This is a genomic window from Streptomyces sp. NPDC088354, from assembly GCF_044753585.1.
GTDB lineage: Bacteria > Actinomycetota > Actinomycetes > Streptomycetales > Streptomycetaceae > Actinacidiphila.
This window is the reverse complement of the sequence record NZ_JBIVNJ010000001.1, coordinates 146,281-170,851: the sequence shown is the minus strand read 5'-3', so window position 1 is coordinate 170,851 and position 24,571 is coordinate 146,281. Positions and strand designations below refer to the sequence as shown.

At 75.2% G+C, this 24,571-nt stretch carries 26 protein-coding genes; 11 read left to right on the top strand and 15 right to left on the bottom strand.

Annotation, left to right across the window (positions count from 1 at the left end; genetic code table 11):
• Window positions 1-130: 130 nt before the first annotated feature.
• Window positions 131-901: a precorrin-4 C(11)-methyltransferase gene (gene cobM, locus ACIP98_RS00790; RefSeq protein WP_319660139.1), complete on the bottom strand. Its 771-nt coding sequence runs from the start codon at window positions 899-901 to the stop codon at window positions 131-133.
• Window positions 898-2,136 (bottom strand): precorrin-6y C5,15-methyltransferase (decarboxylating) subunit CbiE, encoded by a 1,239-nt coding sequence (cbiE, locus tag ACIP98_RS00785; RefSeq protein WP_401973044.1) that lies wholly within the window; start codon window positions 2,134-2,136, stop codon window positions 898-900. Before cbiE ends, cobM begins: the two co-directional genes overlap by 4 nt.
• Before the next feature lie 101 nt (window positions 2,137-2,237).
• Between cbiE and ACIP98_RS00780 the strand changes: the two genes are divergently transcribed.
• Genes ACIP98_RS00780 through ACIP98_RS00770 form a run of 3 tightly spaced genes read left to right on the top strand, consistent with a single transcriptional unit; the run spans window position 2,238 to window position 6,004 of the window.
• On the top strand, window positions 2,238-3,476 hold the full coding sequence (locus tag ACIP98_RS00780; protein ID WP_401973043.1) for a pyridoxal-phosphate dependent enzyme: 1,239 nt from the start codon (window positions 2,238-2,240) through the stop codon (window positions 3,474-3,476).
• 34 nt (window positions 3,477-3,510) lie between these two features.
• Complete coding sequence (locus ACIP98_RS00775) at window positions 3,511-5,049, top strand: hypothetical protein (RefSeq protein ID WP_401973042.1); 1,539 nt, start codon at window positions 3,511-3,513, stop codon at window positions 5,047-5,049.
• Window positions 5,050-5,059: 10 nt separating this feature from the next.
• Window positions 5,060-6,004, top strand: coding sequence for a ribose-phosphate diphosphokinase (locus ACIP98_RS00770; protein WP_401973041.1), 945 nt, complete (start codon window positions 5,060-5,062; stop codon window positions 6,002-6,004).
• On the opposite strand, the gene ACIP98_RS00765 is transcribed toward ACIP98_RS00770, so the two are convergent.
• The 6 genes from ACIP98_RS00765 to ACIP98_RS00740 all read right to left on the bottom strand — a co-directional run bounded on the left by ACIP98_RS00765 (window position 6,005) and on the right by ACIP98_RS00740 (window position 12,326).
• Complete coding sequence (locus ACIP98_RS00765) at window positions 6,005-6,238, bottom strand: hypothetical protein (RefSeq protein WP_401973040.1); 234 nt, start codon at window positions 6,236-6,238, stop codon at window positions 6,005-6,007. It lies immediately after the preceding gene.
• On the bottom strand, window positions 6,235-6,618 hold the full coding sequence (locus tag ACIP98_RS00760; protein WP_319660133.1) for a hypothetical protein: 384 nt from the start codon (window positions 6,616-6,618) through the stop codon (window positions 6,235-6,237). The genes ACIP98_RS00765 and ACIP98_RS00760 overlap by 4 nt, the downstream gene beginning before the upstream one ends.
• 53 nt (window positions 6,619-6,671) lie before the next feature.
• The gene (locus tag ACIP98_RS00755; protein ID WP_401973039.1) at window positions 6,672-8,171 is read right to left on the bottom strand and encodes a sensor histidine kinase; all 1,500 of its coding nucleotides are present in this window, start codon (window positions 8,169-8,171) and stop codon (window positions 6,672-6,674) included.
• Entirely contained in the window at window positions 8,168-8,899 is a 732-nt protein-coding gene (locus ACIP98_RS00750) for a response regulator transcription factor (protein ID WP_401973038.1), read from the bottom strand. Before ACIP98_RS00750 ends, ACIP98_RS00755 begins: the two co-directional genes overlap by 4 nt.
• Before the next feature lie 296 nt (window positions 8,900-9,195).
• The gene (locus tag ACIP98_RS00745) at window positions 9,196-11,010 is read right to left on the bottom strand and encodes an APC family permease (RefSeq protein WP_401973037.1); all 1,815 of its coding nucleotides are present in this window, start codon (window positions 11,008-11,010) and stop codon (window positions 9,196-9,198) included.
• Entirely contained in the window at window positions 11,007-12,326 is a 1,320-nt protein-coding gene (locus ACIP98_RS00740; RefSeq protein WP_319660129.1) for a hypothetical protein, read from the bottom strand. Before ACIP98_RS00740 ends, ACIP98_RS00745 begins: the two co-directional genes overlap by 4 nt.
• A gap of 98 nt (window positions 12,327-12,424) precedes the next feature.
• Here ACIP98_RS00740 and ACIP98_RS00735 point away from each other — a divergent pair, with 98 nt between their 5' ends.
• Window positions 12,425-12,919 (top strand): hypothetical protein, encoded by a 495-nt coding sequence (locus ACIP98_RS00735; RefSeq protein WP_401973036.1) that lies wholly within the window; start codon window positions 12,425-12,427, stop codon window positions 12,917-12,919.
• A gap of 15 nt (window positions 12,920-12,934) precedes the next feature.
• On the opposite strand, the gene ACIP98_RS00730 is transcribed toward ACIP98_RS00735, so the two are convergent.
• Window positions 12,935-13,810, bottom strand: a complete 876-nt coding sequence (locus tag ACIP98_RS00730) for a YhjD/YihY/BrkB family envelope integrity protein (RefSeq protein ID WP_319660127.1) — start codon at window positions 13,808-13,810, stop codon at window positions 12,935-12,937.
• A gap of 125 nt (window positions 13,811-13,935) precedes the next feature.
• Here ACIP98_RS00730 and ACIP98_RS00725 point away from each other — a divergent pair, with 125 nt between their 5' ends.
• Genes ACIP98_RS00725 through ACIP98_RS00715 form a run of 3 tightly spaced genes read left to right on the top strand, consistent with a single transcriptional unit; the run spans window position 13,936 to window position 16,180 of the window.
• Window positions 13,936-14,724 (top strand): SDR family oxidoreductase, encoded by a 789-nt coding sequence (locus ACIP98_RS00725; RefSeq protein WP_319660126.1) that lies wholly within the window; start codon window positions 13,936-13,938, stop codon window positions 14,722-14,724.
• 35 nt (window positions 14,725-14,759) lie between these two features.
• Window positions 14,760-15,197, top strand: coding sequence for a glyoxalase superfamily protein (locus ACIP98_RS00720; RefSeq protein ID WP_401973035.1), 438 nt, complete (start codon window positions 14,760-14,762; stop codon window positions 15,195-15,197).
• Complete coding sequence (locus ACIP98_RS00715) at window positions 15,194-16,180, top strand: RNA polymerase subunit sigma-70 (RefSeq protein ID WP_401973034.1); 987 nt, start codon at window positions 15,194-15,196, stop codon at window positions 16,178-16,180. The genes ACIP98_RS00720 and ACIP98_RS00715 overlap by 4 nt, the downstream gene beginning before the upstream one ends.
• 599 nt (window positions 16,181-16,779) lie before the next feature.
• Here ACIP98_RS00715 and ACIP98_RS00710 read toward each other — a convergent pair.
• The 4 genes from ACIP98_RS00710 to ACIP98_RS00695 form a co-directional block, all read right to left on the bottom strand.
• Window positions 16,780-17,175 carry a DUF1992 domain-containing protein gene (locus ACIP98_RS00710; protein ID WP_319660123.1) on the bottom strand — a complete coding sequence of 132 codons (396 nt, stop codon included), beginning with the start codon at window positions 17,173-17,175 and terminating at the stop codon, window positions 16,780-16,782.
• 26 nt (window positions 17,176-17,201) lie between these two features.
• Window positions 17,202-18,002: a VOC family protein gene (locus ACIP98_RS00705; protein WP_319660122.1), complete on the bottom strand. Its 801-nt coding sequence runs from the start codon at window positions 18,000-18,002 to the stop codon at window positions 17,202-17,204.
• Window positions 18,003-18,104: 102 nt separating this feature from the next.
• Window positions 18,105-18,539 carry a MazG nucleotide pyrophosphohydrolase domain-containing protein gene (locus ACIP98_RS00700; protein ID WP_319660121.1) on the bottom strand — a complete coding sequence of 145 codons (435 nt, stop codon included), beginning with the start codon at window positions 18,537-18,539 and terminating at the stop codon, window positions 18,105-18,107.
• Between the two features lie 47 nt (window positions 18,540-18,586).
• On the bottom strand, window positions 18,587-19,066 hold the full coding sequence (locus ACIP98_RS00695; protein ID WP_401973033.1) for a molybdopterin-dependent oxidoreductase: 480 nt from the start codon (window positions 19,064-19,066) through the stop codon (window positions 18,587-18,589).
• Window positions 19,067-19,240: 174 nt separating this feature from the next.
• On the opposite strand from ACIP98_RS00695, the gene modA reads away from it, so the two are divergent.
• From modA to ACIP98_RS00680, 3 genes are read left to right on the top strand one after another with little or no spacing between them, the layout of a single operon-like run.
• Window positions 19,241-20,083 (top strand): molybdate ABC transporter substrate-binding protein, encoded by an 843-nt coding sequence (gene modA, locus ACIP98_RS00690; RefSeq protein ID WP_401973032.1) that lies wholly within the window; start codon window positions 19,241-19,243, stop codon window positions 20,081-20,083.
• Between the two features lie 11 nt (window positions 20,084-20,094).
• Window positions 20,095-20,919, top strand: coding sequence for an ABC transporter permease (locus tag ACIP98_RS00685; RefSeq protein WP_319660389.1), 825 nt, complete (start codon window positions 20,095-20,097; stop codon window positions 20,917-20,919).
• Window positions 20,916-21,965, top strand: coding sequence for an ABC transporter ATP-binding protein (locus tag ACIP98_RS00680; protein ID WP_319660118.1), 1,050 nt, complete (start codon window positions 20,916-20,918; stop codon window positions 21,963-21,965). The genes ACIP98_RS00685 and ACIP98_RS00680 overlap by 4 nt, the downstream gene beginning before the upstream one ends.
• A 58-nt stretch (window positions 21,966-22,023) precedes the next feature.
• Here ACIP98_RS00680 and lysA read toward each other — a convergent pair whose 3' ends face one another.
• Together lysA and ACIP98_RS00670 are read right to left on the bottom strand one after the other, a co-directional pair.
• On the bottom strand, window positions 22,024-23,373 hold the full coding sequence (gene lysA / locus ACIP98_RS00675; RefSeq protein WP_401973031.1) for a diaminopimelate decarboxylase: 1,350 nt from the start codon (window positions 23,371-23,373) through the stop codon (window positions 22,024-22,026).
• Between the two features lie 13 nt (window positions 23,374-23,386).
• Window positions 23,387-23,758 (bottom strand): SAV_915 family protein, encoded by a 372-nt coding sequence (locus ACIP98_RS00670; protein ID WP_319660116.1) that lies wholly within the window; start codon window positions 23,756-23,758, stop codon window positions 23,387-23,389.
• Window positions 23,759-24,006: 248 nt separating this feature from the next.
• Here ACIP98_RS00670 and ACIP98_RS00665 point away from each other — a divergent pair, with 248 nt between their 5' ends.
• The gene (locus tag ACIP98_RS00665) at window positions 24,007-24,531 is read left to right on the top strand and encodes a universal stress protein (protein WP_319660115.1); all 525 of its coding nucleotides are present in this window, start codon (window positions 24,007-24,009) and stop codon (window positions 24,529-24,531) included.
• The last annotated feature ends 40 nt before the right edge of the window (window positions 24,532-24,571 follow it).

The following is a 24,571-nucleotide window of genomic DNA, read 5'->3' as shown; positions in this document are numbered from 1 at the left end:
GAGGGACAACGGGCCGGACCGCGTCCGACACGGTCCGCTTTCCTACCTGTCGATCCGGCCGGCCTGGTTCCCGTTTTCCGCCGGCCGGTTCCTCCGCTCCCCGCCTCCCGGCCGCGCCGGGCGCCGGGCCTTACAGCGTGTCGCCGCAGTTCGCCGCGTGCCGGTGGACGCGCTCCGCCGAGTACAGGTGGCTGTCGCGGAACTGTTCGGCGCCCAGGGTGCGCCCGACGATGATCACCGCGGTACGGACCACCCCGGCCTCCTTCACCCGGTCAGCGATGTCGCCGAGCGTCCCGCGCAGCACCAGCTCGTCGGGGCGCGACGCCATCGCCACGACCGCCGCCGGGCAGTCGGCACCGTAGTTCGGGGTGAGTTCGGCGACCACCCGGTCGACATGGCGGGCGGCCAGGTGCAGCACGATCAACGCGCCGCCGTGGCCCAGCGTCGCCAGGTCCTCGCCCTCCGGCATGGGCGTGGCCTGCTGGGCGATCCGCGTGAGGATCACCGTCTGGCCGACGGTCGGAACCGTCAGCTCCCGCTTGAGCGCGGCGGCCGCCGCCGCGAACGCGGGCACACCGGGGACGACTTCGTAGGGGATGCCGGCCGCGTCCAGGCGGCGCATCTGCTCGGCGACGGCGCTGAAGACCGAGGGGTCGCCCGAGTGCAGGCGGGCCACGTCGTGCCCCTGCTCGTGGGCCCGGACGAACTCCTCGGTGATCTGGTCGAGGGTGAGCTGTGCGGTGTCCACCAGCCGGGCGCCCGGCGGGCAGTCGGCGAGCAGTTCGTCCGGCACGAGGCTGCCCGCGTACAGGCAGACCTCACTGCGGGCCAGCACGCGCAGCCCGCGCAGGGTGATGAGGTCGGCGGCGCCGGGTCCGGCGCCGATGAAGTGGACGGTCATGACTGCTGCTCCCCTGCGGGCTTGACGGCGGACCACTGGGTGACGGGCATGGCCTGCCGCCAGCCCGTGAAACCGCCGACCGGCACGGCGTGGGCGACGGCGAGGCGGACGAGGTCGCCGCCGTGCCGGGTGTACCACTGCGAGAGCAGCGCCTCGGACTCCAGCGTGACGGTGTTGGCGACCAGCCTGCCGCCCGGCCGCAGGGCCGCCCAGCAGGCCTCCAGCAGACCGGGGGCGGTGAGTCCGCCCCCGACGAACACGGCGTCGGGAACCGGCAGTCGGGTCAGGGCCTCCGGCGCGCGGCCGGTCACCACGCGCAGCGCGGGAACACCGAGCGCGGCGGCGTTACGGGTGATGCGCTCCGCGCGGACGGCGTCGCGCTCCACCGTGACCGCCCGGCAGGAGCGGTGGGCCCGCATCCACTCGACGGCGATCGAGCCCGAGCCGCCGCCGACGTCCCACAGCAGCTCACCGGGCGCGGGCGCGAGCGCGGCGAGGGTGGCCGCCCGTATGTGACGCTTCGTCAACTGCCCGTCGTGCTCGTACGCGTCGTCCGGCAGGCCGGGAACGAGGCCGAGCCGGCGCCCGCCCGGGTCGGCGGCGCACTCGACGGCGACGACGTTCAGCGGATCACCGGGGGCGTGCGGCCACGCGGCGGCGGTGCCCTCCAGCACACGCTCACGGCCCGAGCCCAGTTGCTCCAGTACCCGCATCCGGCTGCCGGCGAAGCCGCGCTCCCGCAGCAGGGCGGCGACCTCGGCGGGTGTCCCGGCGCCGGCGCTGAGCGCCAGCAGCCGCCGTCCGTCGTACAGAGCCGCCGACAGCGCCGCGAGCGGACGGCCGACCAGGCTCACGACCTCGGTGTCCTCCACCGCCCAGCCCAGCCGGGCGCACGCGTACGCCACCGACGACGGATGCGGCAGCACGTCCAGCCGGCCGGCCCCCAGCACCTCGGTGAGCGTGCGCCCGATCCCGTGGAACATCGGGTCGCCACTGGCCAGCACCGCGATCCGGCGCCCGGCGTGCGCGGCCATCAGCCCCGGCACGGCGGGCCGCAGCGGCGACGGCCACGCCACCCGCTCACCCGCGACCTCGGGCGGGAGCAGGCCGAGTTGACGCGGCCCGCCGATCACGACCTCGGCCGCGGCGAGCACCGCCCGCGACGCGGCGGGCAGCCCGTCCCAGCCGTCGGCCCCGACCCCGACGACGGCGACGCGAGCGGACACGTCGTCCATCACGGGACACCTCGCAGGTCGGCGGATTCGGGCGGCACAGCAGCGGCAGCCTACGCGAAACCCCAGGTGGCCCCCGGGCCGGGGCTTCTACCCTCGGACCCATGGCAACGGATTCCCTGGCCACCGCGCAGCGTTCGCTCGGCGACCCCTCGGCCACCTACCCCCTGTGGCCGCCGCTGACGCAGGGCTGCCCGCGCACCAGCACCGCCACCGTCTCGTACCCCGTCGAGGTCGACTACGCCTACGACCGCGTCCCGGCGGGCCTCTTCGACCGTACGGCCGGCGGCCACGGCCTGGACCGCTGGGCGCCGCTGCTGCCGCCGCTCGCGGCGCCCGGTCTCGGCGAGGGCCGCACCCCGCTGGTCGACCTCGGCGACGGGGTCCTGGTCAAGGACGAGTCGCGCAACCCGACCTGGAGCCACAAGGACCGCCTCAACCGCTGCGCGGTCGGCGCCGCCGTCGCCACCGGCGCCCCGGGCGTGGTCGTCGCCTCCTCCGGCAACCACGGCGCCTCCGCCGCGGCCTACGCCGCCCGGGCCGGGCTGCGCTGCGTCGTACTGACCTCCCCCGGAGCGCCCCCGGCGGTCGTCTCGTTCCTGCACGCCTACGGCGCCGTGGTGCTGCCCGTCCCGGTGGAGGCGCGCCGGCCGCTGCTCCGCCGCATCAGCGCGGAGTACGGCTACCACCCGGTCAGCAACCTGACCCCGACCCACACCGGGCATCCGTTCGGCGTGGAGGGCTACAAAACGGTGGCGTACGAGATCTTCGGCGACATCGGCGTCCCGGAGGCGGTGTTCGTCCCCACCGGCTACGGCGAACTCCTCTTCGGCATCGGCAAGGGGTTCGCCGAACTCCACCGCCTCGGCCTCGCCCCGGCCGTGCCCCGCCTGTTCAGCTGCGAGCCCGCCGCGGGCGGCCCGCTCGCCGCCGCGATCCGTCGCGACCGGCCCGCGGTCACCGTGCCGGTCGGCACGACGGCCGCGTACTCCATCGCCTGCCGGGTGGGGGGCTACCGCGGGGTTCTGGCGCTGCGCGGCAGCCGCGGCGAGCCGCTGCTCGTCACCGACGCCGAACTGGCCACGGCCCGTGACGAACTCGCCCGCGCAGGCCTGTGGACCGAACTGTCCTCCGCCGCCGGCCTGGCCGGCCTCCGCCAGTACGGCGCCCACCGCTTCGAGGGCCCGATGGTGTGCGTGTCGACGTCCAGCGGCTTCAAGGACGCCGCGGTGGGTTCCCTGCGCGTCGCGCCGGTCGCCCCCGACTGGGACACCGTCCGGCGCCGCCTCGACGAGGACCGCCCGGGCCCGGCACCGCTTCGGTCCCCGGGGCAAACCAGGTGACGACGGCACCCCCGCCCGTGATGCTGTACCGGTGATGACATGGGCCCAGGCACGGGAGCTCGCGGCGGAGCTGATTCCGGCCGCGACCGGCGACGACCCCGGTGCCCGGGCGGTCGCGGCGGAGCGGCTCGCACCTCTCGACGGAAGGTCGTGGCTCCTGCTGGACGAGGCCGCCCGCCCCGCCGGCCTCCCCACCGCCCGCGTTCCCCTCAGCCCGGCGGCCGGACTGCCCACGGACGTGGTCACCAGCTGGCACCGGGACGGGCACCTCCGGCAACGGGCGACCCGGATGCTCGCCCGGCACGACGGGCGGGTGGCCACCGCCGCCCTCGCCGTGCGGTTGCTCGACCACGTCACCCCCGTACGCGAGGAGGCATGGCGCGCACTCCTTCCCCGGCTCGACGCGCACAGCGCCGACGCTGTGCTCGACGTCCTGCTGGCCGGCCGCGACCGCCGCCACGCGCCGGCCGCCCTCGGCCGGGTGCTCGACACCCTGCTCGACCGGCATCCGGCCGCGGAGCTGGTTCCGTCCCTCCTGCGCAGCGATCGGCGCGGCGTACGGCGATGGGCGCTGGCCTTCGGACACGAACGCGGGCTGCTCACCGCGCGGCACCTGCTGGCCGCCGTACGCCGGGACCCGGACCAGTGGATCCGCGCCACCTGCGCCGAATGGCTCGTGGAGGTCACGCGACCCGCGGAACTGCGGCCGCTCCTGACCGCGAAGAGTGTCGTGGCCCGCCTCGTGGCGCTCACCCGCGTCCCCGACGAGGCCCTCGCCGACGACGAACTCGTACCGCTGATGGCCGACCGGTCGCCCGCCGTACGCGAGCAGGCGCGGTGGCGCGCACGCCGCAGGGGCGTCGACGCCGCGGACTGGTACCGGGACCGGATCGGCATGCCCACCACCCCGGCACAGGTCCTGGCCGCGTGCCTCCACGGACTCGCCGAGGTGGGCGGCACGGTGGACCTGCCCGCGTTCACCGCGGGCCTGGGCCACCGGAGCGCCCGGGTCCGCGCGGCCGCGGTGACCGGGGCCGGCTTGCACGCGGCGCGGGGCGAGGCCCTTGCCCTCCTGGAGCCGATGCTGCTCGACCCCAGTCCCCGCGTGGGCGCCACGGCCGCGTCGAACCTCGTGCGACTGGGCGCGCCCCGGGCGGCGACGGACGCGGCGTGGGCGTCCGCCCAGCCCTGGAGCAGGCGCGCCGCGTGGCGGGTGGACCGCGGCCGTGGCAGCTGGGACCGCGTCGAGGCCGACCTCCGGGCCGCGGAGGACGACGATCCCCGGCTCGCGTCCCTGGGGCGCTCGGGTATCGGGAACTGGCTCGCCACCGGACCGGCCACCACCTGGGCCGGCCTGCCGGACACGCAGCGGGGGCGGATCCAGCGGGCGCTCACCACGGGCACCCTCGACGACAGCACCTGCCGGGCCGTGGCCTTCCACGCCCGCATCGACCGCCCCCCGCCCCCCGCCCCCGCGCGCCGTGACGACTCCGCTCCGGTGGCGGAGCCCAGCCGTGCGGCGCGCCGATGGCCACGGCTGATCCCCCGTCGGCGGCAAAGGGCCCGCCCGTAGGATGCGCAGCGTGCGCGACATCGCGGTTTTCAGCGGCAGTGCCCATCCCCGCCTCGCGGCCGAACTCTGTGCCCACCTGGGGGTGGAACTCAGCCCGGCTCGGGTCAGCCGGTTCGCCAACGACTGCCTGGAAGTGCAGTTGCAGGCCAACTGCCGGGAGCGGGACGTCTTTCTGATCCAGCCGCTGGTGGCCCCCGTGCAGGAGCACCTGGTGGAGCTGCTGATGATGTGCGACGCCGCCCGGGGCGCGTCGGCCGCCCGGATCACCGTCGTGATGCCGCACTACGCGTACGCGCGCTCCGACAAGAAGGACGCCCCCCGCATCTCCATCGGGGGGCGTCTGGTCGCCGACCTGCTGGTCGCCGCCGGTGCGAGCCGCGTGCTCACCATGACGCTGCACTCCCCGCAGGTGCACGGCTTCTTCAGCGTCCCCGTCGACCACCTGCACGCACTGCGCGAGCTGGCCGCGCACTTCCGCGGCCACGACCTGTCCCGCGCCACGGTCGTCTCCCCCGATCTGGGCAACGCCAAGGAGGCCGCCGCCTTCGCCCGCATGCTGGGGGTGCCGGTCGCGGCGGGGGCCAAGCAGCGGTTCGCCGACGACCGGGTCACCATCAGCTCCGTGATCGGCGAGATCGCCGGGCGGGACGTGATCGTCCTGGACGACGAGATCGCCAAGGGCAGCACCGTCCTGGAACTGCTGGAGCGGCTGCGGGAACTGGGCGCCCGCTCGGTCCGCGTCGCCTGCACGCACGGCCTGTTCGCCTCGGGCGCCCTCAAGCGCCTGTCGGACCGGCCGGAGGTACTGGAGATCGTGTGCACCGACACCGTGCCCGTCCCGGAGGCGCAGCGCACGGACAAGCTGACGGTGCTGTCCGTCGCGCCCGCGCTGGCCGAGGCCGTGCGCCGGATCCACGACGGCGCATCGGTGAGCGCCCTGTTCGACCAGGTCTGATCAGCCGTCGCCGCGAGCCGCGTCGGAGTCCGCCCGGGCGGCGGCGCTCTCGGCGTCGTCCACGATCCGGCTGAGGTCGGAGGGGACCGGGGCGACGGAGGCGGCACCGCCGGACGGGGCGGGCGCGGCGCTGCCGGACGGTCCGCAGGCGGTCAGCAGGGCGGCGCAGGCCGTGGCGGCGACGGCGACCGCCAGGACGGCGGCGAGACGGCGGATCACGGGACGGCCGGTCACGAGGCGGCGCCGTCGTGGTGGGCGGCGCACCAGTCCTGGACCTTGCCGAGGTCCGTCCTGCGCTGCTGCAGCGTCGGCACCAGGGAAGTGCGGAAGGTCAGCCGGTCGTCGAGGTAGGTCTCGATCTCCGTGTGGCCGGCCGCCTTCGCGTTGTCCACGCGCTGCTGCAGCCGCTTGATCGAGCCGCGCTGCGTCACCGGTCCGTCAAGGCGCTTCAGCGCGCGGTCGATACGGGCGTCGATCCGGTCGGCGCGCTTGCACAGGGCCTTGGCCCCGTCGCCCTTCGGACCCGGCGCGGCGGTGGCGGCGCCCGCCGGGGCGGCGAGTCCCAGCACGGTGACGACGGTGGCCAGGGCCACGGCGGTGGTACGGCGTCGCATGACGTCCTCCTTCGGGTCGCGGGGAACGCGGAGCACGCCCCTCGCACCGGACGTTAGGGAGCGTCTTTGTGGAAACCCTGTGGCTCCTGCCGCCGTTGCGCCGACAGCCAGTCGCGGCGCAGCAGCGGCAGCGTCGGCTCGCCGCCGCGCACCCCGCTGAGCGGCAGCCGTATCTCGAAGCGCGCGCCCGGCCCGCCGTCGGGGCGGTCGCCGACCACGACCGTGCCGCGGTGCAGGGCGATCTGCTGGGCGACCAGGGTGAGTCCGAGCCCGGAGCCGGGGCTGCCGGGGCGGTGGTGGAAGCGTTCGAAGACCGCGGCGCGGGACTCGGGCGCGACGCCGGGACCATGGTCGTCGACCGTGAGGACGACGGCCGGCGCCCGCTCGTCGCCGCCGCGCCGCAGGACGACCTCGACGGCGGGCGGCCCGCCCGCGGGGCGGCCGTGGACGAGCGCGTTGGTCAGCAGGTTGTCGGCCATGGAGCGCAGCCCCTGCTCCCAGCCGCGGACGAGCAGCCCCGGTGCGGTGGTGACGGTCACCCGGGCGTCGGGGTGCCGGCGGCGCAGGTCGGCGGCCGCGGCGTCCACGAGTTCGCCCGCGTCGACCGGGACGAAGGTGTCCTCCTCGACCAGGTCGCCCTGGGCCAGGGCGCGCAGCATGACCAGCAGGCCGAGCACCCGGGCGTGTTCGGCGCGCAGGTCCTCCAGGACCTCGGCGCGGTCGCCGGCGGGCAGATCGGGGTACCGGGCCAGGATGTCGAGATTGGTGCCGATGCTCATCAGCGGATTGCGCAGTTCGTGGGAGGCGGTGGCCGCGAACGAGCGGGCGGTGGCGAGGGCTTCGCCGGTCCGGGCGGCCTGCTCGTCGTAGCGCGACAGCACCGTCTGCAAGGTACGTGCCAGGTCGTCGACCTCGGCGAGCCGGGTCGGGGTGTGCTCCAGGCGGACCGCGCTGACCCGCGGGTCCAGACCGCCCGCGCGGTGCTGGAGGCGGCGCAGCGGTCGTACGGCACGGCCGGCCGCCGCCCAGGCCAGCAGTCCGGACAGGGGCGCGGCGAGCAGGGCCACGGTCAGCACGCGCAGACGCACCCGCCGCAACTGGGCCTCGGTCGCCGCGTCCGGCGAGAAGACCCACAGCGTGCCCTTGGCCCCCTTGCGCGAGCCGGCGACCGGCCGCGACAGCACACGCCAGCGGATGCCGCCGGCGCCGACCGTGACGGGGCGGGGCGCGATGGCGGGCAGCGCCACCGACGCGGCCGGCAGCGGTCCGCCCTCGACGGTGCCGTCCGGGCCGACGACCCTGATGCCCACGTCGAGCGCCGAGGCGAACAGCCTGCGGCTGCGGGCCTGTTCCGCCGCCGGGCGGTCGGCCGCGGTGACCCGCAGCAGCGCCCGGGCGTCCGGGGCGACCGCCGCGGCCCGCTCCCGCAGGTGCGCGTCCTGCTGGGCGTGCAGGTCCGCCGCGACCAGCCGGATCAGCAGCGCGCCGGAGGCCAGGACGAGCAGCGGCACCACGGCCACCACGGCGAGCGCGACCCGTGTCGACAGCCTCATGACCGGCTGTCCTCGCGGTCGTCGCGGTGGTCGCGGTCGTCGCGCAGGACGAAACCGACGCCCCGCACCGTGTGGAGGACGCGAGGGCGGCCACCGGCCTCCAGCTTGCGCCGCAGATAGCTGACGAAGGTGTCGACGGCGTCGGTGCGCACGTCGAAGTCGTAGCCCCAGACCCGGTCCAGCAACTGGTCCCGGGTCATCACCAGCCCCGCGTTGCGGGCCAGCACCTCCAGCAGCTCGAACTCCCTGCGGGTGAGCGCGAGCGGCTCCCCGTCCAGGCGCGCCTGCCGGGTCGCCGGGTCGACGAGCAGGCCGCCCGCCCGCACCAGGTCGGAGGGCGCGGGCGGGCGCCGGCGCAGCAGGGCCTGCAGCCGCAGCACCAGTTCCTCCAGGGCGAACGGCTTGACGAGGTAGTCGTCGCCGCCCGCCTGGAGCCCGGCGACCCGGTCGGCGAGTTCGTCGAGGGCGGAGAGCATCAGCACCGGAACGTCGTTGCGCTCCGCCCGCAGGGTCCGGCAGACCTCGATCCCGCTGAGGTCCGGCATCGAGATGTCGAGGACGACCACGTCCGGCGCGCCCTCGCGGACGGAGCCGAGCGCGGCGTGCCCGCCGTCGGCCAGGATCACCGAGAAGCCGCCCAGCCGCAGGCCCCGCTCCAGTGACCTGCGTATGGCGGCGTCGTCGTCGGCGACCAGCACGCGGCCGCCGGTGTGCGCATCGGTTCTCACGGCGGTGATGGTAGGCGCCCCGGCCCGGCCGCGAACGCGCGGCGGCGGATCGCGTCCACAGCCTGTGGACCGTGCGCCGGCGGCAACAGCCCTCTCGCCGTACGGCGGACTCCGCGCGACGCGGGGCCCCGGCCCCGGCATCGCTCTGCCGAAGCGCCGGCCCGTTGGCGCGCGACCGGGGTGGCGGTGGGCGCCCGCGCCGTCGTCGCCCGCGCAGAGCGAGCGCCTGCCGGACCCCGCGCCCGAAGACCGCGCCCCGTACGCGACGGCACCCCGGCCAGGCCGGCTGGCCCGCGTCAGATGTCGAGCCGGTACGGCACCAGGCAGACCACCACGTCGGTGCGGGCCCGCAGGACGGTGGCGAGCAGGATGCCGCGCTGGTTCTGCAGGATGCGGTAGCGGCGGTGCCGGGGCTCGACCTCCGGGATGAGCACGGCGATCTGCCGCCCGCCGGCGGCGGCGCGCTTGACGTAGGCGAGGATCGGCTGCACGAGTGAGCGGTGCGGGCTCTCGATGACGTCCAGGCGCACCCCGGGGTGCCACCGCTCCCAGTTCTCCAGCAGGCGGCGGCTCTTCTCCGGGTCGCAGTGGACGGCGACGACCACCACCTCGTCGCCGAGCGCCAAGGCCGCGGTCAGCGCGTGCTGGGCGAGCCGGCTCACCTCGCCCAGCGGCACGATGACCAGGCTGTCGGTGCGTCGCGGCGGGTCGGGCACGACCCCGGGCCGGAGTTCCTCGCGGACCCGCAGGTAGTAGCGCTCGATGCGGGCGAACAGCAGCATCAGCAGCGGCACCGCGATGACGACCACCCAGGCGCCCTCCAGGAACTTGCTGGTCAGCAGGATCACCCCGGCGAGGGCGGTCAGCACGGCGCCCACGCCGTTGAGCAGCGCCCTGGGCAGCCATCCGCGCGGCCGGGCCCCGGCCCAGTGCCGCACCAGGCCGGTCTGGCTGACCGTGAAGCCGATGAACACCCCGATCGCGTACAGCGGGATGAGCCGCTGGGTGTCGGCGTCCACGACGATCAGCAGCAGGGCCGCCAACAGCGCGAGGGCCACCACCCCGTAGCGGTAGACCGGCCGTTCGGCGCGCAGCCCGAACACGTGCGGCAGCCGGTCGTCGCGGGCCAGCAGGCTCATCAGCACGGGCAGTCCGCCGAAGCTGGTGTTCGCGGCCAGGCCCAGGACGAACGTCACGATCAGGTTCGTCGCGTAGTACGGCCAGCCGTCGCCGAAGGAACCGGCGGTGAGCTGCGCCAGGATCGTCACCCCGCCGCGCGGCGCCACCTCGTCGCGCCGGATGAGGAAGCCGAGGCCGATCAGCATCAGCGCCAGCAGCGCGCCGAGCATCAGTTCGGTCCGCTGGGCGCGCCGGACCTTGGGCGGCCGGAAGGCGGGCACCGCGTTGGCGATGGCCTCCACGCCGGTGAGCGCGGAGCACCCGGAGGAGAAGGCCTTCAGGAGCAGCAGCAGGCTCAGCGCCTCGGTGGCGTGCACGGGCCGCGCGGTGCCGACGACCGCCGCCGGATGGGCGCGCAGCAGGCCCACGACCACGACCGCGGCGATGCTGAGGACGAACAGCGCCGCGGGCAGCATCAGCACCCGCGCGCTGTCCGCGACGCCGCGCAGGTTCACCAGCGTGATCAGCCCGAGGCCGCCGAGGCAGATCTCCAGCAGATACGGCGTCAGGGACGGGAAGGCGGAGGCGAGGCTGGCCGCGCCGGCCGCCAGGCTGACGGCGACGGTGAGCACGTAGTCCACCACCAGGCTGGCCGCCGCCAGCAGGCTGACCCGCACGCCGAGGTCCTTCTTGGCCACCGCGTAGGAGCCGCCGCCGTCCGGGTGGACGGCGATGACCTGGCCGTAGGAGATCACCAGCACGACCAGCAGCGCGGCGATGACCAGCATGACCGGGAGCGTCGCGGACAGCGCCGCCGTCCCTGCCGCGACGAGGACGACGACGATGGACTCCGGGCCGTACGCCACCGAGCTGAGCGCGTCCAGCGACAGCGCCGCCAGCCCCTGGAGGCTGGTCAGCCGCGACTTGTCGCCCTCGCCGTGCAGCAGCGGGACCTTGGGCCGTACCTGACGGCGTGCCAGTCCGAACGTCATGGGCGCACCGGCCGGGCCAGGAACTCCACGACGGCGAGAACGAAGACGACGGCCAGCGCCAGCCCGACGACCACCCAGCCCGTCGGGTACGACCAGAAGGCCAGTGCGAGGCCCGCCGCCGCGACGACGATCCAGGCGACCAGGACCTTGTGCCGGTCCAGCCACGGGCCGACGGGTCCGGTCCGCATCCCCGCCCCCTCCGCGGCGTCCCCCGCCGCGCCGAGCACGGACTCCCACACCCCGCGCACCCGGACGGCGTACCGGCCCGGGCCGCTGAGCCACGCCCCGAGCGCCACGACGACGCCGAGCACGATCACCGCGCGGACCGTGGCGCGCAGGAAACGGATCAGGGTGTCGTAGACGGTCGCGGCGGCGGGCTGGGAGACGCTCGCGGGCAGCGCGTCCAGATAGATCGTCCGGAACACGGTCAGGGCCAGGCCGAGCACCAGGGCGGCCCCGGCGAAACCGAGCGCGGCCGCGACCAGCGACCGGCGGCGGCGGGCGGCGAGCAGCACGCCCACCGCGGCCAGGACGACCGTGAGGATCGGCAGCCAGAAGCCGGCCAGTTGCAGCAGCCGGAAGCCGGTCCTGATCTTCCCGACCTTCTCGGAGCGGACGACGGTGAAGTCGGTGTGGATCTGCGGGATCTTCCCGGCGACGGTGAGGCCGGCGTCGACCAGCCGCTGCTTGACCTGGTCGATGACGGGGGCCAGGTCGATGGCGACGGTGTCGTTGGTGAGCCGCACCGCGCCGCCGCCCTCGCCGGTGAGCGCCTTGTCGACGGTGGCGTGGATGCGGCGGTTGGCTTCCACCCACACCGTCCGGAAGGCCTCGCTGCGCACGACCCGTTCGGCGGTGCTGTGCACCAGGCTCTGCAGGCCGCTGTTCAGCGGGCCGGACAGCCGGTTCAGGAGGGTGTCCAGCCGGGGGCGGTCGGCGGGGGCGACCTCGTCCAGCAGGGACGTGACGTCGACGTGCTGCATGACGGCGCCGGTGATGCGGTCGGCGGCGGCGTCCTGGACGTCGCGGTCGGAGGCGAGCGGCGCCACTGTGGCGACGTAGCGGTCGGTGTCGCCGATCTGGGAGTTCACCCAGACGGCCAGCGCGCTGAGCGGCACCAGGACGCAGGCGAGGACGATCAGCAGCGCGGAGAAGAAGGCCCTGACGGGGTGGTGGTGACGGCGGCGGCCGGTCCCCGGCCCGGTGTCCGCGGTCTCACGTGCGTCGCGTGCCGCACGTGCGTCGCGTGCCTCCAGCGCGGCCAGCCGGGCGCGCAGCTCGGCGAGGTCGCCGCCCTCGGGGCCCGTGCCCGCCATGTCACCGCCGCCTCTCCCTGACCACGCGACAGGGTCATTTAATCCGTATTGTGCATGATGTGCCATATGGGGCGTCAGAAGCGGTACGGAGGACGGCGATGACAACGGTGAACCAGTGGCGTGCGGCGAGCGCGACGTACGCGGCGGCTGTACTGACCGTCATGGCGGCTGCCGTGAGCGGCTGCTCCGACGGGGCCGGCCCCCCTTCCGTGAACGGGTCCCGGGCCGCCTCCGCCGCGTCCTCGCTGGCCGCCCGCGGCGGCGAGGCCCTGGCGTCGGCGACCGCCGCGGCGGCGTCGGAGCTGGCCCGCATCAAGGGCGGTGTCGACGCCAAGGCGGACGTCCGTCTGGGCACCGTCAGCACGTCCCAGGACAAGGCGACCGTCCCCGTCACCGCCACCAACAACGGCACGAAGCCCGCCTCCTACACCGTCCAGGTCTCCTTCCGCGACTCCGGCGGCAACCTCCTCGACGCGGTCGTCGTCACCGTCCCCGACGTCCCCGCCCACGGCACCGCCCGGGCCACCGCCCGCAGCCACCGCGACCTCGGCGGCCCCGTCCGGGCCACCGTCGACACCGCCCTCCGCCACTGACCCGTCGGCTCGGGATCAGCCGGGGCCCGCGGGGCCGGCGGGCGGCTCGTCGGTCGCGATGACGGCGCCGAGGGTGATGCAGAGGGAGACGGCGACGCAGACGGCGATCAGGCAGGACAGGAGGGTGAAGACCGAGCCCAGCGAACCGTAGGCCTCCAGGCTGCGGTTGAGGGCGAGCGGGACGTAGAGCGGCGCGGCGAAGTACGCGGCCTCCAGGACCACGGCGGTGAGGACGGCGCCGGGCAGCAGCGGCCGCCAGCCCACACGGCCACCCAGCAGGAGGTGCTGCGTCCACCACCACACGGCGACGCCGCAGGCCAGCGAGAGCGGGAAGCCCAGCCACTCGCCGACGCCGAAGGCGTCCCGCATCGGGCCCAGGAGGAAGACGACGACCAGCATCATCGCCACCCACACGAACCACCGCCACGCCGCGATCCGGGCACCGGACTTCGGCATCCGCCAGGCCCGTTCGCACACCCGCTGCATCGACCGGCTGCACGCGGTCGCGGACAGCAGCACCATGAGACTGCCGACCGCCCCGACCGTCTCGCGCAGATTGCCCGCCTCGGCCTCGGCCAGCTGACTCAGCTGCACCTGCGACGCGCCGCTGAGTCCCAGCAGGTCCTGCAGCGAGTCGAAGATCTCCCGGCGCAGATCCGCGGGTGCGAGGGACGTGACGACGAAGACCAGCGGCACCGCGGTGAGGAAGACCTGCGCGGCCAGCCGGGTCCCGGCGTCGAGCACGTGGACGGACAGCAGCCGGGCGGCCAGCCGGGTGATGACCGGGAACCTGCGCTCGGCGCCGGTGCGCAGCTCCCGGGCACGGCGCGGCAGATCCGCGCGCGCGGCGCGGAGCCCGTCCCGAATCCCGCCGCGCGGCCGGCCTGTCACCCTCCGACTGTTTTACAGCCCGCCACGCCCCGCAACCGGTGCACCGATGAGTTTCCGCGACGGCCGCCGTTTCACGTTCGTGAGCGGCCGCCGCACCGGCGGCCGCGCGTTCCGAAGGAGCCTGGATGACCGGGACACTGGACGGCCGCACGGCGGTCGTCTACGGCGGCGGGGGCGGCATCGGCGGCGGCGTGGCGCGCGTCCTCGCGCGTGAAGGGGCGCTGGTGTGCCTGGCGGGACGGACGCGGGGGACGCTCGACGCGGTGGCGGAGGAGATCACCGCGGCGGGCGGCCGCGCCGAGACCGCCGTGCTCGACGCGCTGGACGAGAAGGCCGTCGAAGCGCACGTCCAGGACGTGGCCGAGCGTCACGGGGGAGTCCACGTCTCCTTCAACCTCGTCACGCGCGGCGACGTGCAGGGCGTCCCGCTGGTCGAGATGACGGCGGACGACCTGCTGCGGGCCGTCGACACCGGGCTGCGGTCCTCCTTCGTCACCGCCCGCGCCGCCGCCCGCCGGATGGTCGCCCAGGGGTCCGGGGTGATCCTGCACCTCAACAGCGCGTCCGGCGCGGGGGCGATGCCCGGCATGGGCAGCACCGGACCGGCCGACGCGGCGACCGAGGCGTTCATGCGGTACCTGGCCGCCGAGACCGGTCCGTTCGGCGTGCGGGTCTGCGGCATCTGGACGGCCGGGGTCGCCGAGACGCTGACCCGCGAGGGGCTCGCCGCCGTCGCCGGGGAGAACGCCCCCGACCCGCGGGCCGCCCTGGCGGCGATCGCCGGGGCGTCGGTGCTGCGCCGCACGCCGCGGCTCGCCGATGTCGCGGAAGTGGCGGCCTTCCTCGCCTCGGACCGGGCGGCGGGCATGACGGGCACGATGACGAATGTGACCGCCGGTCTCGTGCTCAGGTGACACGATCCCTACCACCCACGGATGGAGACAGCGTCATGGATCTCAGGCTCGAACTCGTGCTCCTGCCGGTCGTGGACGTCGACCGGGCCAAGGCCTTCTACAGCGAGAAGCTCGGTTTCTCCGTGCACGTCGACCACCGCGCCGGCGACGACTTCCGGGTCGTGCAGCTCGACCCGCCCGGCTCCGCGTGCTCGGTCTCGGTGGGCAAGGGCATCACGGACGCGGCGCCCGGCTCGGTACGCGGACTGCACCTGGTCGTCGACGACATCGAGGCCGTGCACAAGGAGTTGACCTCGCGCGGCGTCGCCGTGGCCGGTATCCGGCACATGACGCCGGGCGGCTGGGTGGACGGCGTCGACCCCGGCCACAGCCCGTACAACTCCTTCGCCGAATTCGCGGACCCGGACGGCAACACGTGGGTGCTCCAGGAAGTGCGGCGCGAGCAGGGGGAGAAGGACGGGGCCGCGGGATGACGGACGAGGGGGCCTTCGCCGCTCTGAGCGAGCGCCACCGCCGCGAACTGCACGTCCACTGCTACCGGATGCTCGGCTCGTTCGACGAGGCCGAGGACGCGGTGCAGGAGACGTATCTGCGGGCGTGGCGCGGACGCGAGGGGTTCGGCGGCGACCTGCTGTTCCGCGCCTGGCTCTACCGCATCGCGACCAACGTCTGCCTCGACACGCTGCGGCGCGGCGCCCGCCGCACGGCCGCCGCGCAGGCGCAGTCCTTCGCGGACGTGCCCTGGCTCCAGCCGTACCCGGACGGCCTGCTGGACGAGTTGGCGGCCGGCGGCGCGGACGACCCGGACGCGGTCGTCGTCGACCGGGAGACGATCGAGCTGGCGTTCCTGGCCGCGCTGCAGGTGCTGCCGCCGCGGCAGCGGGCCGCGTTCCTCGCCCGCGACGTCCTGGCGCTTCCGGCGGAGGAGACGGCCGCCCTGCTGGGGACGACGGTCGCCGCCGCCAACAGCGCCCTGCAGCGGGCCCGGGCGACGATGCGGCAGCACCTGCCCGCGCGCCGTACCGACTGGTCCGCGGGAGATCCCGGCGCCGAGGAGAAGGCCCTGCTGGAGCGCTTCATCGACGCGCACGAACGCTGCGACGCCGCGGCCGCCGTGTCGATCTCCGCACAGGACCTGCGGATCACGATGCCGCCGATGCCGATGGTCTTCGAGGGGCTGGACGCCGTCGCACCGCTGCTGGAACGCGCGCTGGGCGAGAACCGGGACGGCGACTGGCGGCTCCTCCCGACGAGCGCCAACCGCATGCCGACCGCGGCGAGTTACCTGCGGCGGCCGGGCGACACCCGCTTCCGGGCCTTCAAGTTCGACGTCCTGCGGGTGGAGGACGGGCTGATCGCCGAGATCACGACCTTCGGCCCGTCGCTGTTCCCGGCGTTCGGCCTCCCACCGGAGCTCCCTGATTCCACGGAACCGGCAGCCCCCGCGGAACGGTGAGCAGGCGGCGCCGCCCCCGGCCCTTCCCCTCAGGAGCGGCCGGGGGGCGTCGTCCTCGAACCGTTCCGGGGCGAGGACGTCACGTCCACGGTGACCGGCGCCGAGCAGGCGCCCCGGAGCGGAAGCGGGCGGCCCGCCTCCCGCCGTCGAGAGGTGCGTCCCCGCGCCCCCATGTCAGCCGCCGCGCCGCGGCATGCCCGGGCCGGCGGAGCGGGCGGCGTCCCTCGCGCTGGCCGCGCCGCTCACCCGGATCCGCGATGTCACCGACCGCTGCCGGCGGGTGCCGGCACCCCCGTACCTCGTCGGTCCCGGCCCGGCGACATGATCGAGGCCACCCTCCGGCGCACCGGCTTCGCCGTGCCCGGTCCGCGGCCGGGACGGCGGTCCGTCGCCGCCCGTCACGCGCTCCGCCGCGAATCCCCGCGCGGGGCCGGGGACGCCCGGCGACCCGGCCGACGCCTTCGCGCGGATCGCCTGCGGCACCGCGACGGCCCGGGCCCCGACCGGGTACTTCCGCACGCCCCTCCGGCCCCAGGCAGCGGGTCAGCGCGCCCGGCCACGGGCACCCGGGGCGCCCGGGGGCCCGAGGCACGCCCGGATCAGTGCTGCTCGCGCCACTCGGCCACGACCTGCTCGACGTCGAACGGCCTCAGCCCGAGCGGCGGACCGGGCGGCGGCATGCGCAGCGCCGCGCGGATCTTGTCGTTGACGCCGTCCAGGATGGCCCGGACCAGGCGTTCCGACGGGGCGCGCCGCGCCTTGGCCAGGGCGTCCTCCGCCTCCTTGCGCAGCACGAGGGCGGGCGGCAGCGCGGCCAGGCCCTCCTGGGCCATCTTCCGCCGGATCCACCACAGCTCGTCATAGGGCTCGTCCAGCGAGGCCAGCGGCTTGCCCGCCCCGGGCAGATCGTCGAAGGCGCCGCGTTCCGTGGCGTCGCGGATCTGGTGGTCGACCCACGACTCGAACGGGACACCGGGTGGCTTGCGCTCCGTCATGCCCACGATTCTCCCGCAGGTCCCGCTCAGGCGGCAGGTGCCGGGTCCAGCAGGACGAAGTCCGCGCCCGCCGGGTCGAGGCAGACCGCCAGCCGGCCGACGCCCTCGGCGTCCTCCGGGCCCATCTGGAGCGAGCCGCCGTTGCCGGTGACGCGAGCGACGGCCGCGTCGCAGTCCTCGACGGCGAAGACCGGGTGCCAGTAGGGACGCCCGCCGTTGAGGGTGAGGAACTCGGGGGCCATCTCCATCAGCCCGCCCTGCATCCGCTCCTGGCTCTCCCCCGCGGGCGTGATCACGGTGTACGTTCCCCCGCCCCCGCCGGGGAGCGGCATGTCGTCGGTCTTCCAGCCGAAGAGGGAGCCGTAGAACTCCTTCGCGGCCGCCGCGTCCGTCGTGTAGAGCTCGGTCCAGCACAGCGAACCCGGCTGGTCGGCGGCGCCGAAACCCCGCGTCCCGCCCGGCTGCCACACGGCGAACTCGGCGCCCAGCGGGTCGGTGAGCTGTGCCAGCCGGCCCTCGTCCCGCACGTCGGCCGGCTCCCGCCGCACCGAGCCGCCCGCCCGCATCGCGGCCCAGGTGGTCACCTCGACGTCGAGGGCGCGAAAGTAGATCATCCACGCGGGCCGGGCGCCCTCCTCGGTGAGCTCCCCGACCGCGCCCACCGTCCGCCCGTGCAGCCGGAAAAGGCCGAAGTCGCCGCCCTCCAGGGCGAACCGCTCGAAGGCCCAGCCGAAGACGGCCCCGTAGAAGGCGGCCGCGGCATCGACGTCCGGCGCCCCGAGGTCCACCCAGCACGGCGACCCGGGGACGAAGTCTGTGGTGATCATGGCGCTCCCTTCGCGGGGTCCGTCCCTGATCCTTCCAGCGTGACACCAGGGCCCGGAAGCGGCGCGGGACGCCGCGCCGCCCGCCGCCGCGCGGGCCGCCCGCTACGCCTCGCGCGGCGACCAGCCCTGGTCGCGCAGCACCGCGGCGACGTCCGGGGCACGGTAGTGCTCGCCCTTGAGCACCTTGCCGTCGGCGCGCAGGGTCGGCCGGCCGTCGGGGCCCAGCTTGGACATGTTGGCGCGGTGCACCTCGGCGATGACGGCGTCCAGGTCGATGCCGTGGACCAGCGCCGTGCCGTACGCGACGTAGACCACGTCGGCCAGCTCGTGCGCGAGGTGGGCCAGCGATCCCTCGGCGGAGGCCTCCGCGACCTCGGCCACCTCTTCCGCCAGCAGGTCCTGGCGGTGCGCGGCGTGCGCCGGGGAGATCTCCGCGGGCGCCGAACGGACGTCGAGGCCGAAAGCGGTGTGGAACTCGCGGACGAGGCCGGAAGGCGAGGCGGGGGAGGCGGGGGACGCAGAAGAGGAGGAGTGCATCCGGCCGATCGTAATCCGTGCCCGCCGTGCCCGCCGTGCCCGGAGGATCAGGCCGCCGCGGCGCCCGCGTACCGGCCGTCCACCCGGATCGCGGTGATGCCGCTGATGTGCCGTGCCCCGCACCGGTCCTGGGGAAGCACCAGTTGCGGGCCGCTCCCGTCCAGCGGTGTGCCGTCGATGCGGGTGGCCAGCAGCACCGCGGCCCGCCCGAAGTCGGGGTCGATCTCGCCCCAGGACAGCAGGGCGTGATGGCCGTCGGCGCCGGTGACGACGATGAGGAAGCGCAGCCGGTCCTTGCGCCGGGCCGGGTCGAAGGCGGGCCCCGCGGCGCACAGCACCTCGTGCAGCAGCGGCCCCTCGAACCGGTGGTGCTGCGTCCCGCTGGTGGCGCACTCGAAGCTGACCCGCGCCTCGTGCTGCGGCCATGTACGCAGGTCACGCACGGTGAGCGGGGCGGGGCGGGCCAGGTCGCCGCTCAGCACGAATCCGGCGAGCTGGGGCGGCGGCGCGGGAACGGGCGCGGTCACGGGCATGCACCTCCCGTACCACGGTACCCACGAGGGCCCCCAGCGGAAACGCACGTACGTGATCAGTTGTCGAATCGTCTGGCTAATGCAATGCGTCAGGGACCATCTGGGCCGCACCTGCGCCACTATCATCGGCGCAGGCGCGACCACTTACCGAGGGGGAATGACCACGTGATGAACCGTTCCGTGCACCGCCGGACCCGGACCTTGCAGCTGGCCGTCGGAGGCACCGCGGTGCTGCTGGCCCTGAGCGCCTGTTCCTCCGGTGACGACTCGAACGACGCCTCGTCGTCGGCCGCGCCGTCGGCCTCGGACGCCGCGGCCTCGCCCGCCGACGACCTCAAGGGCACGGTCACGGTCTTCGCCGCGGCCTCCCTCAAGGAGACCTTCACCGAGCTGGGCAAGCAGTTCGAGGCGGCGCACCCCGGCACGAAGGTGACCTTCAACTTCGGCGGCAGCGACTCGCTCGCCGCGAGCATCACCTCCGGCGCCCCGGCCGACGTCTTCGCGGCCGCCTCCCCGAAGACGATGAGGATCGTCACCGACGCCGAGGACGCCTCCGGGGAACCGGAGACCTTCGTGCGCAACCAGCTGGAGATCGCGGTCGTCCCCGGCAACCCCAAGAAGATCGACGCCCTGAAGGACCTCACCGGCCCCGGCCTCAAGGTCGCCCTGTGCGCCAAGGAGGTGCCCTGCGGGGCCGCCGCCCAGAAGGCGCTGGACGCCGGCGGCCTGAAGCTCACGCCGGTCTCCTACGAGCAGGACGTCAAGAGCGCGCTGACCAAGGTCGAGCTCAAGGAGGTCGACGCCTCGCTCGTCTACAAGACCGATGTGAAGGCCGCCGGTGGCAAGGTGGAGGGCGTGGAGTTCCCCGAGTCCGCCAAGGTCGTCAACGACTACCCCATCGTGCTGCTCAAGGACGCCCCCAACGCCGACGCCGCCAAGGCCTTCATCGCCCTGGTGGAGTCGCCCGGGGGCGCCGAGGTGCTGAGCGCCGCGGGCTTCCTCAACCCGTGACGGACGACGTCCTGGACGGCGCGGCCGGCCCCGTGAAGGCCCGGCCGCGCCGTCACCGCTCCCCGGCGCCGCTGCCCCTGCTGCTGCCCGCGCTGATCGGCCTCGCCTTCCTGGCGCTGCCGCTCGCCGGACTGCTGGTGCGCACGCCGTGGAGCGACCTCCCGCACCAGCTGACCAGCCCCGGGGTGTGGCAGGCGCTGCGGCTGTCCCTGGTCTGCGCCACCTCCGCGACCGCGGTGACCCTCGTGCTGGGCGTGCCCCTGGCCTGGCTGCTGGCCCGCACCGAGTTCCCCGGGCGCCGCATGGTGCGGGCGCTGGTGACGCTGCCGCTGGTGCTGCCCCCGGTCGTCGGCGGTGTGGCGCTGCTGCTGGCACTGGGCCGCAACGGCATCGCGGGGCGGTACCTGGACCAGTGGTTCGGGCTCACCCTGCCGTTCACCACGACCGGGGTGATCGTCGCCGAGGCGTTCGTGGCCATGCCGTTCCTGGTGATCAGCGTGGAGGGCACACTGCGCGCCGCCGACCCCCGCTACGAGGAGGCCGCCACCACGCTGGGCGCCTCCCGCTTCACCGCGTTCCGCCGGGTCACCCTGCCGCTGATCGCGCCGGGCATCGCCGCGGGCGCGGTGCTGGCGTGGGCGCGCGCGCTCGGCGAGTTCGGCGCCACCATCACCTTCGCGGGCAACTTTCCCGGCCGCACCCAGACCATGCCGCTGGCGGTCTACCTGGCCCTGCAGAGCGACCCCGCGGCGGCCATCGCGCTCAGCCTGGTGCTGCTCGTCGTCTCCGTCGCGGTCCTCGCGGGGCTGCGCGACCGATGGATGACGGCCGCATGAACGGCGCCCAGGGCCTGCGGGCCGAACTCGTCGTCGACCTGGGCACGTTCCGGCTCGACGTACGACTGACCGCCGCCCCCGGCGAGGTCCTGGCACTGCTGGGGCCCAACGGCGCCGGCAAGACCACCGCGCTGCGCGCCCTGGCCGGTCTGACGCCGCTGACCGGCGGACGGCTGCGGCTGGACGGGACGGACCTGGACGGAACGCCGCCCGAGGCCCGCCCGGTCGGCGTGGTGTTCCAGGACTACCTGCTCTTCCCGCACCTGTCCGCCCTCGACAACGTGGCCTTCGGTCCGCGCTGCCGGGGCCTGTCGAAGGCACGGGCCCGCGCCGAGGCCGCGGCCTGGCTGGAGCGGATGGGACTGGCCGAGCACGCCGCGGCCCGACCAAGGCGGCTGTCCGGCGGGCAGGCACAGCGCGTCGCCCTGGCCCGCGCGCTGGCGACCCGCCCGCGGCTGCTCCTGCTGGACGAGCCGCTGGCCGCGCTGGACGCCCGCACCAGGCTGGAGGTGCGCTCGCAACTCCGGCGCCACCTGGCGGATTTCGAGGCCGTGGCGGTACTGGTGACGCACGACCCGCTGGACGCGATGGTGCTGGCCGACCGGCTGGTGGTCATCGAGCACGGCCGCGCCGTGCAGGAGGGCACCCCGGCCGAGGTCGCCCGCCGTCCCCGCACCGACTACATCGCCCACCTGGTGGGGCTCAACCTCTACCGGGGTGAGGCCGCAGGCCGCGTCGTGACGCTCGCCGGGGGACCGGCGATCACCACCACCGACGACCTGACGGGACCGGCCTTCGCCGCGTTCCCGCCCGACGCCGTCACCTTGTACCGGGAACGGCCCGCCGGTGCGAGCGCCCGCAACCTGTGGCACGGCCGGGTCGTCGGCCTGGAGTCCCGGGGCGACCGCATCCGCGTCGACGTCGACGGCCGACTCCCGCTCGCCGCCGACCTGTCGACCGCCGCCGCGGCCGAACTCGACCTCCACCCGGGGGCCGAGGTCTGGGCCACCGTCAAGGCCGCCCAGGTGCACGCCTATCCGGCGTGACCCGGGCGGCCCCTCCGGGGCACACCGGCCGGGCACCGCCGGGGCCGGCCGGAACCGTTCACAGGCCGATGTCGCGCCTGCGGAAGTCCTCCATCGACTCGCGGCGCACCAGCAGCCGCGCCCGCCCCTCGTCCACGGCGACCACCGGCGGGCGGCCGACCATGTTGTACGTCGAGGCCATCGACAGGTGGTACGCGCCCGCGACCGGCACACCCAGCAGGTCGCCCGGCCGGATGTCGCCGGGCAGCGGGACCGCGGAGGCCAGCACGTCGCCGGCCTCGCAGTGCCGGCCCACGACGGTGACCAGCGCGGGCTCCTCCGTGGAGTGCCGGCCGATCAGCCGGGGCGCGTAGCGCACCCCGTACAGGGCGGGCCGCGGGTTGTCGCTCATGCCGCCGTCCACGGCCACGAAGACCTGGCCGCCGGTGCGCTTGACCGACAGCACCCGGTACAGCGCCACACCCGCGGGCCCGGCGATGGCGCGGCCGGGCTCGACCGTCAGCCGCGGGACCGGCAGCCCGGCCGCCGCGCAGCTCGCGGCGAGCTCGCCACGCACCCGGGCGGCCAGCGAGGTGACGTCGAGCGCCGCCTCGCCGGGCCGGTAGGCCACCGCGTGGCCGCCGCCCAGGTCCAGTTCGGGCAGCGCGACGCCGTGCTGGCGGCGGATCCCGGCCAGCAGCCCCACCAGCCGCCGCACGGCGGACAGGTACGGCTTGACGCTGGAGATCTGCGACCCGAGGTGGCAGTGCAGGCCGACCAGTTCGAGACGCGGCTGGTCCAGGACCCGGGCCACCGCGTGCTGCGCGGAGCCGTCGGCGAGCGACAGCCCGAACTTCTGGTCGTCGGTGCCGGTGCGCACCGCGGCGTGACCGCCCGCGGCGATGCCGGGCACCACCCGCAGCAGCACCTTCTGCCGGGACCCGGCCGGGACCTGGGCGGCCAGCCGGGCGATCTCCCCGGTGCTGTCGATGACGATGCGGCCCACCCCCAGGCGCAGCGCGGTGGCCAGGTCCTCGGGGCTCTTGGCGTTGCCGTGCAGCACGATGCGCTCCGGCGGGAAGCCGGTGATGACGGCGAGTTCGAGCTCTCCGGCCGAGCAGACGTCCAGGCCCAGGCCCTCCTCCTCGACCCAGTGGGCCATCGCCCGGCACAGGAACGCCTTGGCGGCGTACAGCACGTCGGCGTCGGGGAACGCGGCCCGGTAGGTGCGGCAGCGGGCACGCACCTCGCCCTCGTCGAGGACGTACGCCGGGGTGCCGAAGCGCTCGGCGAGCTCGGTGAGGGCGACGCCCCCCACCGACAGCTCGCCGTGCGGCGCGGTGCGGGTGGAGGCCGGCCAGACGGACAGCCCGGTGTCGACGCCCTCTGCGGCGAGCGCGGTGAAGGCGGTGGTCTCAGAGATGGTCATGGCAGGACGCTCCTCAGCCGATGCGCAGCGGCAGGTGGTCGGCGGTGTGCACGGCCCGCGGGTCCCAGTCCGCGGTGGCGCCCACGGCGGGCGCGGCGAACTGCGGGTCCACGGTGAGGGTGGTCACCCCCAGCGGTTCGGCGAGCGCCCGCAGCGCGGGCTCGCCGAGCCTGATCCATTCCTGGCCGGCGCCGAGCGTGGCGGCCAGGCGTTCCTCACTGGTGAAGGCGACGGCCGTACGGCCGCCCAGGGGCGTGCGGAACATTCTCGCGACGCACCCGGCGGGACCCGGCCGGACGGGGACGAACAGCGTCTCCCCTCTGGGGTGTCCGGCCGGGACGGGTTCGGAAGGTTCCGGGTCGTCCCCGCACCATGTCTCGCTCATCGCGATCCTCCTGTGAGGTTCGTTCGTGACGGTGGGCCCGGGCCGGATGTGGTCCGTGGCCAGGCATTGACGCTATGCCCGGCACGTCCGGGTCCGGGCCCGTCCCTGATGCGACGTTGACGTCCGCGGGCCAAGCGTTGACGGTGCGCTGGCGGCACGGTCAGGGAAGCGTCAAGGGCCGTGGCGGCGGCGACAGGGCGACGACAAGAGCCCCCGCGCGCGGACGCGGACGGCGCTTCCATGGGGGTATGGAAGACGCCGGATACCGCCGCGTGGTCGTGGGGGTGAGCGGTTCGCTGGGCAGTCTCGCGGCACTGCACCGGGCGGCCGCCGAGGCCCGCCGCGGCGATGCGGTGCTGGTCGTGGTGCACGCCTGGGAGCCGGCCGGCGGCGAGTTCGCCTACCGGCGCCACCCGTGCCCGCCGCTGCTGAGCGCGGGGCAGGACCAGGCCAGGACACGGCTGCTGACCGCGATGGACGACGCCTTCGGCGGTGCGCCGGCCGGCCTGCCGGTCCGGGCGCTCGTCGCCCGCGGCCCGGTGGCCCGCTGCCTGGTGCACGTCGCGGACCGCGAGGACGACCTGCTCGTCGTCGGCGCCGGGCGCACCGGCCTGCTGCGCCGGCTGCTGTCGCCCTCGGTGGCCCACCGGTGCGTACGGGACGCGGCCTGCCCGGTGCTGACCGTGCCGCGCCCGTCGCTCCAGGAGCTCTTCGAGACCGTGAGCCGCCGCAACGCCCGGCGGCTGCCGCTGCGGGCCGCCGGGCCCGTCTGACCGTTCCGCGGGGGGTCCGCGGGGCGGTATCCGTCCCGAC